This window comes from Ferrovibrio sp. (genome assembly GCF_965278975.1).
Classification (GTDB): domain Bacteria; phylum Pseudomonadota; class Alphaproteobacteria; order Ferrovibrionales; family Ferrovibrionaceae; genus Ferrovibrio.
Genome location: NZ_OZ257126.1, coordinates 3,348,831 through 3,362,956, shown reverse-complemented (window position 1 = coordinate 3,362,956; position 14,126 = coordinate 3,348,831). Strand labels below are relative to the sequence as shown.

Here is a 14,126-nt window from a genome sequence, read left to right as displayed (position 1 = left end):
GGAGACGTGCTTACTCGGCCGGCCGCATCTTGGCGACATCGGCATCCGAGGGCAGGAACTTGGCGCCATCGGCATAATACCAATCGGTCATCACGCCCTTGCCATCCTTGAGGCCGATCTTGCCGACATAGGCGCCCATGGTGGACTGGTTGTCCTGCGGGCGATAGGTGATGTTGCCCAGCGGCGTCGAATGGGTCAGGCCCTTCATCGCCGCCACCAGCTTTTCCATGTCCAGCGTGTTGGCCTTCTTCAGCACCGCGACGGCCGACTGCACCGTGGCATAGCCGACAATGGAGCCGAGGCGCGGATAATCGTTGAACTTCTTCTGATAGGCATCAGCGAAGGCCTTATGCTCCGGCGTGTTGATGGCATACCAGGGATAGCCGGTGACCCACCAGCCGACCGGCGCTTCATCCTTCAGCGGATCGAGATATTCCGGCTCGCCGGCGAGCAGGTTGAACACCGAGACATTCTTGAACAGGTCGCGGGTCTGGCCTTCGCGCACGAACTTGGCGAGGTCCGGGCCGAACAGCGAGGAGAAGATCGCATCCGGCTTGGCGGCGGCGATGGCATCGGCAACCGCGCCGGCCTCGATGCGGCCAAGCGGCGGCGCCTGCTCGACGACGAATTCCACATCCGGCTGCGCCGCCTTGATAAGCTGCTTGAAAGCGGCGGTGGCCGACTGGCCGTATTCGTAGTTCGGGTAGACGATGGCCCAGCGCTTCTTCTTCAGCTTGGCCGCCTCCGGCACCAGCATCGCGGTCTGCATGTAGGTGGAGGCGCGCAGGCGATAGGTATACTTGTTGCCCTGATCCCAGACGATCTTGTCGGTGAGCGGCTCGGCGGCGATGAACAGAACCTTCTTCTCCTTGGCGAAGCTGGCAACCGCCAGGCCGACATTGGACGGGAAGGTGCCGATCAGGAAGGAAACCTTCTCGCGCGTCACCAGTTCTTCCGCGATGCGCACGGCATCGCCCGGATTGCCGTTGTCGTCGCGGCTGACGATCTCGATCTTCTTGCCCATCACGCCGCCGGCGGCATTGGCCTGCTCGACAGCCAGTTCCCAGCCCTTCTTGTAGGGCTCAAGGAAGGCGGCGAAATTCTTGTAGGAATTCATTTCGCCGATCTTGATGGTGTCCTGCGCCTGCGCCGGGGCGCTGAGGCTGGCAAGGCCAAGGCCGATAACGGCCGAGGTAAGCAACCAGGTCCTGCGATTCATATGTTTTCTCCTTGGTTGACACTCTTGTGGGGTTGACGTTCGTGTAACTGAAGAAACGCTAACGCAAGCCATCCTCGCCCTTGATCTCATGCACCTGCAAACCACCAACGCGGTGATGCAGGCGTGGCCCGGTGGCCATGGCGATGACGTAAACCAGTTCATTGGCGCGCGGCGCATCCGGCACGCGCAATTCAAAGGCATCGAAATGGCTGCGCACATAGGCGGCATTGATATGATGCAGCGGCACGTCGATGCTGGCGCCCATGCCGCCGACCTTGGTGACGCTGGGCACGATGGCCTTGCTGTCGCCGCCATTCGGGCCGCCAAGCGCGCCGCGCATGCCATAGCCGCCCGGCACATGCCACAGCGCGCCATGCTCCATCTCGCCGCCCTCGCCGATGATGCTGCCCTTGCCGTAGGATTCGATGCGCTTCGGATCACCGCCCAGGGCATTGATCAGGCGCTGCGACATTTCGAGGCCCAAAGGCTTCAATTCATCCATGAACGGCATGATGTCGGGCTCATAGCGGCCGGCGAAGGGATTGCGCAGCACAGCGGCAATACCGGCACGCAACAGCGGCTTTTCCGGGCGCGGGCCGCCCTCATGGAAGGCCTCCTCGACACTCAGGTAAAACTTGCGCACATCCACGCGACTCATGCCATACCCCCTGCCCTGTTCATGAGAACAGCCTCACCCCCTACTACATGGGTTTCGCCTTGCAGCGAAAGATAGGCTGCCTGGATCAGGCCGTTGCGTTTCAGATCATGCGCTACCGCAGCGCCGGACGACAAGGCTTCGAGCACCAACGCAATCGGCAGCACACCTACATTCTCGGTGACCAGCAGATCGCCAAGATCCGAATCCGGTTGCAAATCGGATGCCACGCGCCGCGTGATCGCCGGATGCTCCGCATTCACCGCATTGGCGATGATGGTGGCAGCGGCATCGGCTTCCGATGCGCTGTGCGCCAGTACCGTCACCGCATCGGCGATGCCGCGCGAGAAAGAGCGCCCGCGCCAGCCCGAGGTGGCAATGCCGCGACAGGGCATGCTGGCGCGAATCTCGGCGCGGGCATCGATATGCGGCTGATCGACATTGCCGACCACGCCCGCGGTGAAGCTCTCATTGCCGTCCAGCAGCAAGGCGATATCGCCGCCATTATTCACATAAGCCTTGCGCAATCCTTCCGCCTCGCTCATGGCGGCGATGATCTCTTCCGCTACGGAACCCGCCACGGCCGCCATCGGTGTGATGAATTCAGCCCGATGCGGCCAGCAGGCCGCAGCCATGCGCCGTGCCACCCTGCCGCGCAGCAAGGGATGCGCGCCCGAGAGGGGCTGGCGCAGCAGCGGCAATTCCGCCACCAATTCATCCAGGATGGTCTGAAACCGCGCCCAGGCATTGGTATAGGCGGCCTGCTCCGATTCGGCCGTGCCGAAAGCCTCGATCACCAGATCGATAGGGCCATGCTGCAGATGCAGGCGCCGGCCCTGCCCGGATTGCAGCCACGCCGCCTGCGGTCCGCTCATGCGCCACCGCTTTGATTAAGGCGCGTCAGGCGCGGTTCGCGCAGCACATCCTCCAGCCGCACCACATGATCCATGTGGCCGCCCAGGGCCGCGTAATCCTCGCGCGTCATGGTGAATTCGATGGGCGCCACCAAAGCCGGCGTCGGCACATAGCCGAAGGAATTATCCGGCATCGCCAGCACATCCACCATGTAGGTGATGCCGCCGCCCGGCCACACAAACACCGGCGCACCGCCGGAGGTGACGCGTGTGAGGCGGTCCTTCACCGAAATCGTCAGCCGCACCGGATTCTCGGTGACGCCTGCGCGCAAGCTGCCACCCGCACCGGCCATGAACAGCACGGTGCAAAGCGACGGTTCGCAATTCTCCGCGATGCGCTCCACCACCTTGGTGATCGGCGCCGGCATCTCGGCGGGCTGCGGCTTCAACTGCTCGTCCAGCACATACCAGGCGCTATGCTCGCCGGTGGTGGAAACCATCAGCAGCTTCATGCCCGGCCAGGCGGTCTTGGCATCGATGTTTTCGATGATCTCCAGCGGATCGGAGACATTGGTGCCGCCCCAGCCGAGTCCCGGTTCGGCAACCTGGAAATAGCGGCCCGGCGTGGATTTGCGGCCCCTGACACGGATGCCTGCCGGGCGCATGTCCAGGAAACGACCGGCCTGATGCTCGGTAAGCACGCCGGTGATGTGGTCATCCACCACGATCACTTCATCGGCATGGCCATGCCATTGCTTGGCGAAAATGCCGATGGTGGCCGAGCCGCAGCCGACGCGCATGCGCTGCTCCGGCGTACCATTGACAATCGGCGCATGGCCGGCCTGCAACACCACTTCCGAACCGCCATCAATGGTGACGGTGACCGCCTGCTTGTTGGCGAGCTTGAGCATCGCATCGCAGGTGGTGTTGCCTTCCTTCTTGCTGCCGCCCGTCAGATGATGCACGCCACCGAGCGACAGCATCTGCGAGCCGTATTCCATGGTGGTGACATGGCCGATGGCTTCGCCATTCACCCGCACCGCCGCCTGCTCCGGCCCGAGAAAGCGGTCGGTATCGATCTTCACCTTGAGGCCGCAATAGCTGAAGATGCCCTCGGTCACCACCGTCACCATATCGATGCCCTGGTGTTCGGAAGCAACGATGAACGGCGCCGGCTTGTAATCGGGATAAGTGGTACCGGCGCCGATGCCGGTGACGAAGGCGGGCAATGGCGCCGGGGCCATCATCTGGCCATCCCAGGCTTCGCTGCCGGCGAGGAACGGCACCACATTGCGGCCCGAACTCGCGGCCTGTTCCGTCACCACCAGCGGATCGACACGGGTGAGCATGCCATCCACATTGGCATAGCGGTCGCAGGCGCCGGTCTTGCCGATGCGGATGCGGCACAGCACCGGACAGGCATCGCAGCGGACCAGATCAGCATCCTTCGGCGTGGCGAGTTCGTTCATTCCGCCGCCTCCTTCTGCCGGGTCAGCGCACGCAGCCGGTGCGGCAGCAGCGGCACCTGGGTAACGCGCACGCCCACCGCATCGCGCACCGCGCCAAGGATCGCCGGCGCGGTCGGCACCAAGCCCGGCTCACCGACGCCCTTGGCACCATAAGGTCCGAGCGGTTCGGCGGCCTCGATCAGTAGCACATCGATCTGCGGCATGTCGCCGATGGTGGGTATCAGATAATCGTGCAGGTTCTCGCTGCGGCCGGGGATGTATTCCTCCATCAGCGCCAGGCCGAGCCCCTGCGCGATGCCGCCATGAATCTGGCCCTCCACCTGCTGCGGATTGATGGCGCGGCCGACATCATGCGCCGCCACCATGCGCAGCACCTTCACCTTGCCGAGTTCGGCATCCACCTCGACCAGCGCGATCTGCGCCGCGAAAGCATAGGTGGCATAGGGAATACCCTGGCCATTGGCATCCAGCGGCGTGGTCGGCGGATCGAACCGGCCCTCGCCGAGCAGCACATCCTCACCCGCCACGCGCGGCAGCGTATCTAGCGCCACGCGATGCGTGTTGCCGCCATCCTCGATCAGCAGCGTGCGGCCCTCGAAGCGGAACACGGCCTGCTCGCCGGCATTGACCAGGCGCAGGATCTGGCGCCGCAGATCGATACCGGCGTATTCGGCGGCCTTGCCGGAAACAAAGGTCTGGCGCGAGGCCGAGGTCTTGCCGGCATCGGCGGTGCGGTCGGTATCGCCGGTGATCAGATCGAACAGCGCCATCGGCGCGCCCACCGCATCGGCGGTGATCTGCGTCATGATGGTATTCGAGCCCTGGCCGACATCCAGCGCGCCGTTATAGAGCGTGAAGCGGCCATCGGCGCGCAACGCCACGCGCATGACGGAAGGGTTCGACATTGAGGTATTGCCGATGCCATACCACATGCAGCCGATGCCGACGCCGCGCCGCAGCCCCTTGCGCCGGGCATTGAACCGCTGCGCTTCATCCTGCATGGCCCGCCAATGCGGCTCCAGCGCATCGAGGCAAGCCGGCAGACCGGCGGAATGTTCCAGCACCTGGCCGGTCGCCGTGGCCTGGCCGACACGCAGCGCATTGCGGCGGCGGATTTCCAAGCGGTCGATGCCGAGTTTTTCCGCCAGATCATCCAGCAGCGCCTCATGGGCGATGGCCGCCTGGGGCACGCCGAAGCCACGGAAGGCGCCCGACGGCGGCGCATTGGTGAAGAAGGCGCGGCCCCAGTTATGTACATGCGGCACATGATACGGCCCAGTGGCATGCACCGGCACGCGGTTGGCCACGGTCGGGCCCCAACTGGCATAGGCGCCGGTATCGAAATCCGCCTTGGTATCCACCGCGATCAGATGCCCATCCTTGTCGCAGCCGAATTTCGCCACGATGGTTGCCGGATGGCGCTTGGTGGAAGCCGCCATGCTTTCCGGCCGGGTATAGATGCAGGCCACCGGGCGCTGCAGCAGCCAGGCCGCCAGCGCGATCAGCGGCTGCACCGAAAGGTCCAGCTTGCCGCCGAAGCCGCCACCGCAGGCCGTCGGCACCACGCGGATGGCATCCAGCGGCATTTTCATCACGCCGGCAATCTCGTCGCGGTCCATATAGGGTGTCTGCGTCGTGGCATGCACCTCGATACGGTCACCCACCCGCTGCGCCCAGCCGGCTTCCGGCTCGATATAGGCATGCTCGACAAAAGCGGTCTGGAACACATCGCTGGCAACGGCAGCACAGGCGGCGAAGCCCGCCGCAACATCGCCCTTGATCACGCCGCCTTCCAGCAGCAGGTTGCCGGGCTTCTGCGCCTGCACCAGCCTGGCACCCGCGGCACTCGCCGCAGTCACGCCATGCAGCGGGTCCTCCACGGCATAGGTAAGCGGTAATTCGCTATCGCGCACGGCTTCCACCGCCGCGCGGCTGCCCACCAGCGCGATCACGGCCTCGCCGCGATAGCGCACCAGACCATCGGCCAGCACCGGCTGGTCCTTGATATCGGGATAGATGCCATAGCCGTTGCGCGGCACATCGGAAGCCGTCAGCACGCGCACCAGGCCGGGATGCTTTTGCAGCAGCGGCGTGGTATCGCCGAGTTTGAAGGTGGCGCGATGATGCGGGCTGCGGATGATGCGCAGCCACAAGGCATCGGCGGGGATCGAATCGGCGCCGTATTTCTCGGCGCCATCCACCTTGGCAAGGCCATCGACCTTGACGCTGCGCGCCCCCACCGCCTGGCCCGCTTCCGGCGCAACGGGCAATGGCTGATGCCGTGACGCATCCAGCACCGCCTCGATGATCTTCTGATAGCCGGTGCAGCGGCAGAGCACACCGCCCAGGGCATCCTGCACCTCATCCCGGCTGGGGCGGCCATTGCCGGCCAGCAGATCGGTGGCGGCCAGCAGCATGCCCGGCGTGCAGATGCCGCATTGCGCGGCGCCATGGCGCAGGAAGGATTGTTGCAGCCGCGACAAGGCGCCATGCGCCTTGAGCCCTTCCACGGTAATCACCAGCTTGCCTTCGGCTTGCGCCGCCGGCGTCAGGCAGGCGCAGACCTGCTTGCCATCCAGCATCACGGTGCAGGCACCGCAATCGCCGGCATTGCAGCCGATCTTGGTGCCGGTGAGGCCGAAATCATCGCGCAGCACATCGGCCAGGCGCTTCACCGGCGAACCGGCATAGTCACGGGCAGTTCCATTCACCACCAGGCGCATCGCGTCAACCCTGCGGCTTGGCCAGCGCGGCAAGCGCGCGGCGGGTTATGGTCAAGGCGGCTTCGCGGCGGTAGACGGCATCGGCGCGCAGGTCATCCAGCGGGCTGAGCTGCTCGAAATATTTCGGCTTCGCCTTATGCGCCAGGCCGGCATTGATGCGGCGGCCGATCAGTTCGGCCTCCAGATAGGTGAGCCGCTGCGCCACCGCCGAACAGGCGCCAACCGCCACCGAGGCACCATGCACGATACCGGCGGATTCCTCGATCACCACGCCAACCATGGCAATCGAGATCACCAGATATTTGCGCGCACCGAGCTTCATGAAGATGCTGCGCACCGGATTCTTCGGCTTCGGGATCAGAATGGCGGTGAGCAACTCGCCAGGCTCCAGCCGGGTCTGGCGGTTGCCGGCGATGAAGTCACCCAGGGCCAATTCACGCAGCCGGCCACGGCGCTGCAATTCCACCCGCGCCCGCATCGCCAGCAGCATCGGCACGCCATCGGCGGCCGGCGAGGCATTGCAGATATTGCCCGCGATGGTGCCGGCATTCTGAATCTGCACGCCGCCGACTTCGCGCGCCGCCTGGCGCAGGCCATCGAACAGCGGCGGCAGGCTGGCCTCGGCGATGTCGCTCCAGGTGGTGGTGGCGCCAAGCCGCCAGTATTCCGGCAGTTCCTGGATGCCGCGCAGTTCGGGAATGGCCGTGATGTCGATGAGGTCGTCGTCCAGCGCCTTGCCGACCCGCGCCGGGTAGTAATCCGTGCCACCGGCCAGAATCAGCGGCCGGGCGCCGGATTCGGTGCCGAGAAGCTCCAGCGCCTGGCCAAGACTGGCGGGACGTGCATACGACACCATTCCGATTGGGACCCCCACCCGCTCGTGAACCTCATTTGTGTACATACGATGCTGCCGTGCGATTTCAAAAAAAGCAACGTCAAAAAAGCGGCAGTTGTGGCCTAAACCCTGGGCAGAGCAAAACCCCGCCTGCGGCAAAATAACACTATTAAAATGCATTAACTGGGTATTGCTTAAATCCGAGTGGACAATATGTTGGCCGCAACAAATACCCTGGACGGTTGGACCGGAATATCATATGTGTACATATGATATTGGTCATCACCCTCTCCCGGCACCTCTCTCGGATCGTGAAGCCAGAACCATGACTGCCTCCCCTGCTGCCGCTGACATCGCCGCTCCCTCCTCCCACCCGGCTCTGAAGCCGGGCGGCAATCTGCGCGAGGAGACGGTGACCTATGTGCATCACTGGACCGACACGCTCTTCACTTTCCGCACCACGCGCGAGCCGAGCTTCCGCTTCATCAACGGCCAGTTCGCCATGATCGGCCTGATCGTGGACAACAAGCCGCTGCTGCGCGCCTACAGCATGGTGAGTTCGAACCACGAGGACTTCCTCGAATTCTTCTCGATCAAGGTGCAGAACGGCCCGCTCACCTCGCGGCTGCAGCACCTCAAGGTCGGCGACCGCATCATCGTCAACCGCAAGCCGACCGGCACGCTGCTGCAGGACAATCTGGTGCCGGGCAAGCATCTCTACCTGCTCGCCACCGGCACCGGCCTGGCGCCGTTCATGAGCATCATCAAGGACCCGGAAGCCTACGAACGCTACGACAAGGTGATCCTGGTGCATGGCACCCGCACCGTCGGCGAGCTGGCCTACCAGGATTACATCACCCGCGAGCTGCTGGAACACGAATTCCTTGGCGAGATGGCGCGCGAGAAGCTGATCTATTATCCCACCGTGACCCGCGAGGCCTACCGCAACCAGGGCCGCGTCACCGATCTGATCGCCAGCGGCAAGCTGTTCCAGGATATCGGACTGCCGCCGCTGGATATCGCGCAGGACCGCATCATGCTGTGCGGCAGCCCGGATATGCTGCGCGACATGCGTGCCTATCTCGATGAGCGCCAGTGGGAGGAAGGCTCCACCACCGGCGCCGGCCATTATGTGATCGAGAAGGCTTTCGTCGAGCAGTAGGCCTGCCACCTGCCACTATTGTCACCCTCGCAAAAGCGAGGGTCCCATTTCCGGCAACAAAATGGGATGCCCGCCTGCGCGGGTATGACAAAATAGGAATGGTCTAAGTAATCCGCTTCAGCAGGCCGAGAAGCTGCTGCTGCTCGGCAGCGGAGAGCGGGCCGAGGGTGAGCTGCGTCACCTTGGGGCCGTTCTGCACCAGGCCTTCCACCAGGGCGCGGCCCTGCGGCGTAAGGCTGAGATAGCGGCGGCGCTTGTCGCTCTTGTCCGGCCGGTGCGCGATCAGCTTGCGCGTGGCCAGGCGGCGGATCACGCCCTGGATCGTCGCCGGGTCCATGGCAGTGAGGCGTCCGAGATGATTCTGCGACAATTCGCCGGCCTCGTAGAGCTTCACCAGCGCGGCATATTGCGTCGGCGTCACCTGGGCATCGCCGATGGTGCCGATGAAGATGGCGGTGGCGCGCTGATGCGCGCGGCGGATCAGATGCCCCACCTGCTCTTCCAGCACATAGCCTGTCGGCACGGCCAGAATCGCCTCGCCATTCGGGGCGGCGGCAGTTTCAGACTCAGCAGCAGTGGCTTTGCTTTTCGGCACGGTACGATCTCGATCCTCGACGCAAACAAGCGGCGCGAGACTAGCGGCAATCCGCTACCGCCGCCAAGACATTCGCGCCAAACTTCGTGGGAAATCGAAGATTATACAATATACCAGCGTAGTACGCAGAAGCCCGGCTTACAGCACCTGGCTCGATGCCTCGGCACCACGCTCCAGCAGCTTCAGCGCGCCTTCGCCGTTATCGAACACGGTGCAGGAGCAATGCGCCGGCTGGAACAGCACCAGGCGGTCATCCTTCAGCGCCGCGCCCAAGGCAGCGTTGATCACCATGAAATGCGTGAAAATGACGATATCGGCACGGCAGGAGAGCAGCGAGCCGATAACGCCCTGGCGCCAGGCGCGCAGGATGCCGGGCTGATCGGCATAACGCTGCGCCGCGATGCGCTTGAGCCACGGCCCGCGCGCGGCAAGCCCCTGCATGGCGATTTCCGGCGGCGTCGGGATTTCCGATACGGTGGCGGAGATTTCGGCGACGCTGCCCCAGCGGTTGGCCAGTGGGGCAGCGGTTTCCTGCGCCCGCTGCAGCGGTGAACTGAGCACCGGCAGCGGCCCCAGTGCTTCAAGCTTCAGCGCCAGATCAACGGCGCTTTCGCGGCCTTCATCGGACAGGCCCGGATCCTCGGCCTCGGCGAAATTCGCCGCCGCCTTGGCATGTCGCACGAGATAGAGTTTTGCCATGGCCTTTGAGCCCTAGAGCAAGTTGATGCGCATGTTTTCGCGCGCCACCAGCGCGCCGGACCACATCTGGCGCGCATCGGCCTCCAGACGCTCCATGAACGGGTCTTCATGATCGGGGTCATGGTGGAAGATGGCAAGTTGCTTCACCTGGGCCGCCAGACAGAGCCGCACGCCTTCCTGCCAGGTGGAATGGCCCCAGCCGATATGGCTGTCGAATTCGCGGTCGGTATAGGTGCTGTCGTAGATCACCAGGTCGGCGCCCTCGATCAGCCCAAGGATATTCTGGTCCGGCTTGCCCGGCACATGCTCGGTATCGGTGACATAGCATACCGACTTGCCGCCATATTCAACGCGGTAGCCGGTGGCGCCATCGGGATGATTGAGCGGCGTGGTACGCACGCTGATGCCATCGCCAAGCGAGAAGCGGTCGCCGGCGCGGAAATCCTGGAACACGAATTCGGCCCCCATCTTGTCCAGCGGCACCGGGAAGAATGGCTCCGCCATCTGTGAGCGGAATACGCGCTCGATGCCGCCACGGTCGGCGACATGGCCGGCGCGGACGACAAAGCGGCTGTTCTTGCGGAAGGCCGGCGAGAAGAACGGGAAGCCGTTGATATGGTCCCAATGGGTGTGGGAGAGCAGCAGATCGGCGCTGCTGTCGCCACGCCGCAGCATCCAGTGGCCGAGATTGCGGATGCCGGTGCCGGCATCGAAAATCAGGATGCGGCCGCCGATCTTCACTTCAACGCATGAGGTATTGCCGCCGAACGCGATATGGCGCGGCGACGGCGTGGCGATGCTGCCACGCACTCCCCAGAATTTTACCTTGAAGCCCATGCGTCCCCCTCGCTGGCTTAAGCTGGCGGCCGGCTGGCTCAGGCCACCGGCAGGGCCATCTCCACCAGGCGCGACCAGTAGCTGGCGCCGATGGTGATGGCTTCATCGTTGAAGTCGTAATGCGGGTTGTGAATCATGCAGCTGCCCTCGCCGGCGCCGTTGCCGATCCAGACATAGGAGCCCGGCTTCTCGCGCAGCATCCAGGCGAAATCTTCCGCGCCCATGCTGGGGGCCAGATTGCGCAGCACGTTGTCCTGGCCGACGATGGAGGCAGCGGCGCGCGCCGCCAGTTCGGTCTCGTCGGCGGTATTGATGGTGGGCGGATAGCGGCGCTGGTAATCCAACTCTGCCACCGCGCCATGAGTGGCGGCGATGCCGGTGACGATCTGGCGCAGGCGCGACTCGATCAGGTCCTGCACCTGCGGCGAGAAGGCCCGCGCGGTACCAGACAGCGTCGCCTCTTCCGGGATCACATTGGTGGTATGGCCGGCATTGAACTGGCAGATGCTGACCACGGCGGGCTGCAACGGATCAACATTGCGGCCGACGATATGCTGCGCCGCCAGCACGATCTCGGCGCCGATGGCCACCGGATCGATGCCCTGGTGCGGATAGGCGCCATGGGCCCCCTTGCCGCGAATCTTGATCCAGAACATATCGGCCGACGCCATCATCGGGCCGACGCGCACGGCGAACTTGCCGATATCGTAGCCCGGCATGTTGTGCATACCGAACACGGACTCGCAGGGAAACAGGCGGAACAGGCCCTCATCCACCATCACCTTGCCACCGGCGAGATTCTCCTCCGCCGGCTGGAAGATGAAATGCACGATGCCGTCGAACTTGCGCGACTGTGCCAGATACTGCGCGGCGCCGAGCAGCATGGTGGTATGGCCGTCATGGCCGCAGCCATGCATCTTGCCGTGATAGGTGGACTTGTGCGCGAAGCTGTTCAGTTCATGCAGGTCCAGCGCATCCATATCGGCACGCAGGCCGATGGCGCGGTTGCCGCTGCCGGCCTTCAGCGTGCCGACAACGCCGGTCTTGGCCAAGCCGCGATGCACCTCGATGCCGAAGCTCTTGAGCTTCTCGGCGACGATGTCAGCCGTGCGGTGTTCTTCGAAGGCGGTCTCGGGATGGGCATGCAGGTCGCGGCGCCAAGCCGTCAGCTCTGCCTTGCGGGCCACGATTTCATCAATCAACTGCATCTCGCTCACCCTGCTGGCCCTCTGCTGGAGGTGCTGTAATTATTGCCGTTTCCCGACACTAACCGATTGATTTTGCTGTTTCCAGGGCCTCGGACAGGGATTGACTCAAGGGCATCCGTGTGGTCTTGTCCGGGCCGCAGCAGGGCCGGTTTGCGCTTCGCCCGGCCCTCCCGCTCCCCTAAACACGCGGAAATCCATGGATTTTAATAGTCTAGGCTTAAGCGAGCCGGTGCAAAAGGCCGTTGCCGATGCAGGCTATGTGCAGCCGACCCCGATTCAGGCACAGGCCATCCCGATCGTTCTGACCGGGCGCGATGTGCTCGGCACCGCGCAGACCGGCACCGGCAAGACTGCCGGCTTCACCCTGCCGCTGATCGATATCCTGGCCGGTGGCCGCGTGCGTGCCCGCATGCCGCGCGCGCTGATCCTGGAACCGACCCGCGAGCTGGCCGACCAGGTCGCCAACAGCTTCGCCACCTATGGCAAGTATACCAATCTTTCGATGGCGCTGCTGATCGGCGGCGTGAACTATACCGACCAGGAAAAGCTGCTCGACCGCGGCGTCGATGTGCTGATCGCCACGCCGGGCCGCCTGCTGGATCATTTCGAGCGCGGCAAGGTGATGCTCACCGGCGTGCAGGTCTTCGTCATCGACGAAGCCGACCGCATGCTCGACATGGGCTTCATGCCCGATGTGGAGAAGATCGGCTCGAAGCTGCCGCCGCTGCGCCAGACCCTGTTCTTCTCCGCCACCATGCCGCCCGAGATGCGCAAGCTGGCCGACAAGTTCCTGAGCAATCCGAAGGAAATCGCCGTCGCGCGGCAATCGACCACCGCCGAGACCGTGACCCAGGGTCTGGTCTATGTCGGCCACATGCTGAAGCGCGACGCGCTGCGCACCCTGATCCGTGCCGAGCAGGTGAAGAACGCCATCATCTTCTGCAACCGCAAGCGCGATGTGGACATGCTGGCCAAGTCGCTGCAGAAGCATGGCTTCGATGCCCGCCCGCTGCATGGCGACATGGACCAGGGCACCCGCACCGCGACCCTGGAAAAGTTCAAGCGCAACGAGATCGCCCTGCTGGTCGCTTCCGACGTGGCGGCGCGCGGCCTTGATGTGCAGGGCTTGTCGCATGTGTTCAATTTCGATGTGCCGACCCATCCTGAAGATTACGTCCACCGCATCGGCCGCACCGGCCGCGCCGGCCAGGAAGGCCGTGCCTATACCCTGGCGACCGACGAGGATGCCAAGTATGTGCGCGCCATCCAGCAGCTGATCAACCGCGACATCCCGGTGGTGGAACTGGCCGGCTTCGAAGCCGGCAATACCGAAGCCGCCGAGGGCGATGCGCCGCGCGAAAGCAGCAGCCGCGAAGGACGTGAAGGCGGTGGCCGTGGGCGTGACCGCGGCCGTGGCCGTGGCCGGGATCGTGGACGCGATCGGGGCCGCGACCGTGAGCGCAGCCGTGACCGCGAACCCGCGCCGGAAACCGCCGAGGCAGCCGAGGCCCCGCGTGAACAGCCGCGCGAGCAGCAGGCCCGGGAGCAGCCGTCCAGGGAACAGCAACCCAGGGAGCAGCAGCCCAGGGAGCAGCAGCCCAGGGAGCAACAATCTCGCGAGCACCAATCTCGCGAGCAAAAGCCGCGCGAACAAAAGCCCCGGGAACCGCGCCAGCACGAACCGCGCAATCAGGAGCCGCGTCAGGCCGAAGCCAAGCAGAAGCCGCAGCGCGAGCGCGGCAAGCAGGAAGGCAACCGCCGCGACCGCCATGACCGCGAGGATGGCCGCGAGCCGCCGGTGGTGGGCATGGGCGACCATATGCCGGATTTCCTGCGCCGCCCGGTACGCAAGGCGCAGCGCGGCTGATAC

12 protein-coding genes are annotated in these 14,126 nt (G+C 64.4%); 2 read left to right on the top strand and 10 right to left on the bottom strand.

The genetic code is table 11. The features are described from left to right. Positions 1-10: 10 nt before the first annotated feature. From ACQY7X_RS15925 to ACQY7X_RS15900, 6 genes are read right to left on the bottom strand one after another with little or no spacing between them, the layout of a single operon-like run. Complete coding sequence (locus ACQY7X_RS15925) at positions 11-1,219, bottom strand: ABC transporter substrate-binding protein (RefSeq protein WP_428246401.1); 1,209 nt, start codon at positions 1,217-1,219, stop codon at positions 11-13. Between the two features lie 58 nt (positions 1,220-1,277). Next, positions 1,278-1,877 (bottom strand): amino acid synthesis family protein, encoded by a 600-nt coding sequence (locus ACQY7X_RS15920; protein ID WP_428246400.1) that lies wholly within the window; start codon positions 1,875-1,877, stop codon positions 1,278-1,280. Then, on the bottom strand, positions 1,874-2,749 hold the full coding sequence (locus ACQY7X_RS15915) for a UPF0280 family protein (RefSeq protein ID WP_428246399.1): 876 nt from the start codon (positions 2,747-2,749) through the stop codon (positions 1,874-1,876). The genes ACQY7X_RS15920 and ACQY7X_RS15915 overlap by 4 nt, the downstream gene beginning before the upstream one ends. Next, positions 2,746-4,197: a 6-hydroxynicotinate reductase gene (locus ACQY7X_RS15910; protein WP_428246398.1), complete on the bottom strand. Its 1,452-nt coding sequence runs from the start codon at positions 4,195-4,197 to the stop codon at positions 2,746-2,748. Before ACQY7X_RS15910 ends, ACQY7X_RS15915 begins: the two co-directional genes overlap by 4 nt. Then, entirely contained in the window at positions 4,194-6,920 is a 2,727-nt protein-coding gene (locus ACQY7X_RS15905) for a molybdopterin-dependent oxidoreductase (RefSeq protein WP_428246397.1), read from the bottom strand. Before ACQY7X_RS15905 ends, ACQY7X_RS15910 begins: the two co-directional genes overlap by 4 nt. Positions 6,921-6,924: 4 nt before the next feature. Continuing rightward, positions 6,925-7,776 (bottom strand): FAD binding domain-containing protein, encoded by an 852-nt coding sequence (locus tag ACQY7X_RS15900; protein WP_428246396.1) that lies wholly within the window; start codon positions 7,774-7,776, stop codon positions 6,925-6,927. A gap of 304 nt (positions 7,777-8,080) precedes the next feature. Here ACQY7X_RS15900 and ACQY7X_RS15895 point away from each other — a divergent pair, with 304 nt between their 5' ends. Beyond that, the gene (locus ACQY7X_RS15895) at positions 8,081-8,917 is read left to right on the top strand and encodes a ferredoxin--NADP reductase (protein ID WP_428246395.1); all 837 of its coding nucleotides are present in this window, start codon (positions 8,081-8,083) and stop codon (positions 8,915-8,917) included. Between the two features lie 103 nt (positions 8,918-9,020). On the opposite strand, the gene ACQY7X_RS15890 is transcribed toward ACQY7X_RS15895, so the two are convergent. The 4 genes from ACQY7X_RS15890 to ACQY7X_RS15875 all read right to left on the bottom strand — a co-directional run bounded on the left by ACQY7X_RS15890 (position 9,021) and on the right by ACQY7X_RS15875 (position 12,256). Next, a complete protein-coding gene (locus tag ACQY7X_RS15890; protein ID WP_428246394.1) occupies positions 9,021-9,512 on the bottom strand; it encodes a MarR family winged helix-turn-helix transcriptional regulator in 492 nt (163 codons plus the stop codon). Between the two features lie 138 nt (positions 9,513-9,650). Further along, positions 9,651-10,211, bottom strand: a complete 561-nt coding sequence (locus ACQY7X_RS15885; protein ID WP_428246393.1) for a histidine phosphatase family protein — start codon at positions 10,209-10,211, stop codon at positions 9,651-9,653. Positions 10,212-10,223: 12 nt separating this feature from the next. Beyond that, complete coding sequence (locus ACQY7X_RS15880; protein ID WP_428246392.1) at positions 10,224-11,048, bottom strand: MBL fold metallo-hydrolase; 825 nt, start codon at positions 11,046-11,048, stop codon at positions 10,224-10,226. Positions 11,049-11,086: 38 nt separating this feature from the next. Further along, positions 11,087-12,256 (bottom strand): M20 aminoacylase family protein, encoded by a 1,170-nt coding sequence (locus tag ACQY7X_RS15875; RefSeq protein ID WP_428246391.1) that lies wholly within the window; start codon positions 12,254-12,256, stop codon positions 11,087-11,089. 229 nt (positions 12,257-12,485) lie between these two features. Here ACQY7X_RS15875 and ACQY7X_RS15870 point away from each other — a divergent pair, with 229 nt between their 5' ends. Continuing rightward, the gene (locus ACQY7X_RS15870; RefSeq protein ID WP_428246390.1) at positions 12,486-14,123 is read left to right on the top strand and encodes a DEAD/DEAH box helicase; all 1,638 of its coding nucleotides are present in this window, start codon (positions 12,486-12,488) and stop codon (positions 14,121-14,123) included. Positions 14,124-14,126: the final 3 nt, after the last annotated feature.

Bases quoted from the DNA above. Each gene is read 5' to 3' on its own strand.
- ACQY7X_RS15880 (WP_428246392.1), bottom strand. From the start codon at position 11,048: ATGGGCTTCAAGGTAAAATTCTGGGGAGTGCGTGGCAGCATCGCCACG.
- ACQY7X_RS15875 (WP_428246391.1), bottom strand. From the start codon at position 12,256: ATGCAGTTGATTGATGAAATCGTGGCCCGCAAGGCAGAGCTGACGGCT.
- ACQY7X_RS15905 (WP_428246397.1), bottom strand. From the start codon at position 6,920: ATGCGCCTGGTGGTGAATGGAACTGCCCGTGACTATGCCGGTTCGCCG.
- ACQY7X_RS15925 (WP_428246401.1), bottom strand. From the start codon at position 1,219: ATGAATCGCAGGACCTGGTTGCTTACCTCGGCCGTTATCGGCCTTGGC.
- ACQY7X_RS15900 (WP_428246396.1), bottom strand. From the start codon at position 7,776: ATGGTGTCGTATGCACGTCCCGCCAGTCTTGGCCAGGCGCTGGAGCTT.
- ACQY7X_RS15910 (WP_428246398.1), bottom strand. From the start codon at position 4,197: ATGAACGAACTCGCCACGCCGAAGGATGCTGATCTGGTCCGCTGCGAT.
- ACQY7X_RS15920 (WP_428246400.1), bottom strand. From the start codon at position 1,877: ATGAGTCGCGTGGATGTGCGCAAGTTTTACCTGAGTGTCGAGGAGGCC.
- ACQY7X_RS15915 (WP_428246399.1), bottom strand. From the start codon at position 2,749: ATGAGCGGACCGCAGGCGGCGTGGCTGCAATCCGGGCAGGGCCGGCGC.
- ACQY7X_RS15895 (WP_428246395.1), top strand. From the start codon at position 8,081: ATGACTGCCTCCCCTGCTGCCGCTGACATCGCCGCTCCCTCCTCCCAC.
- ACQY7X_RS15885 (WP_428246393.1), bottom strand. From the start codon at position 10,211: ATGGCAAAACTCTATCTCGTGCGACATGCCAAGGCGGCGGCGAATTTC.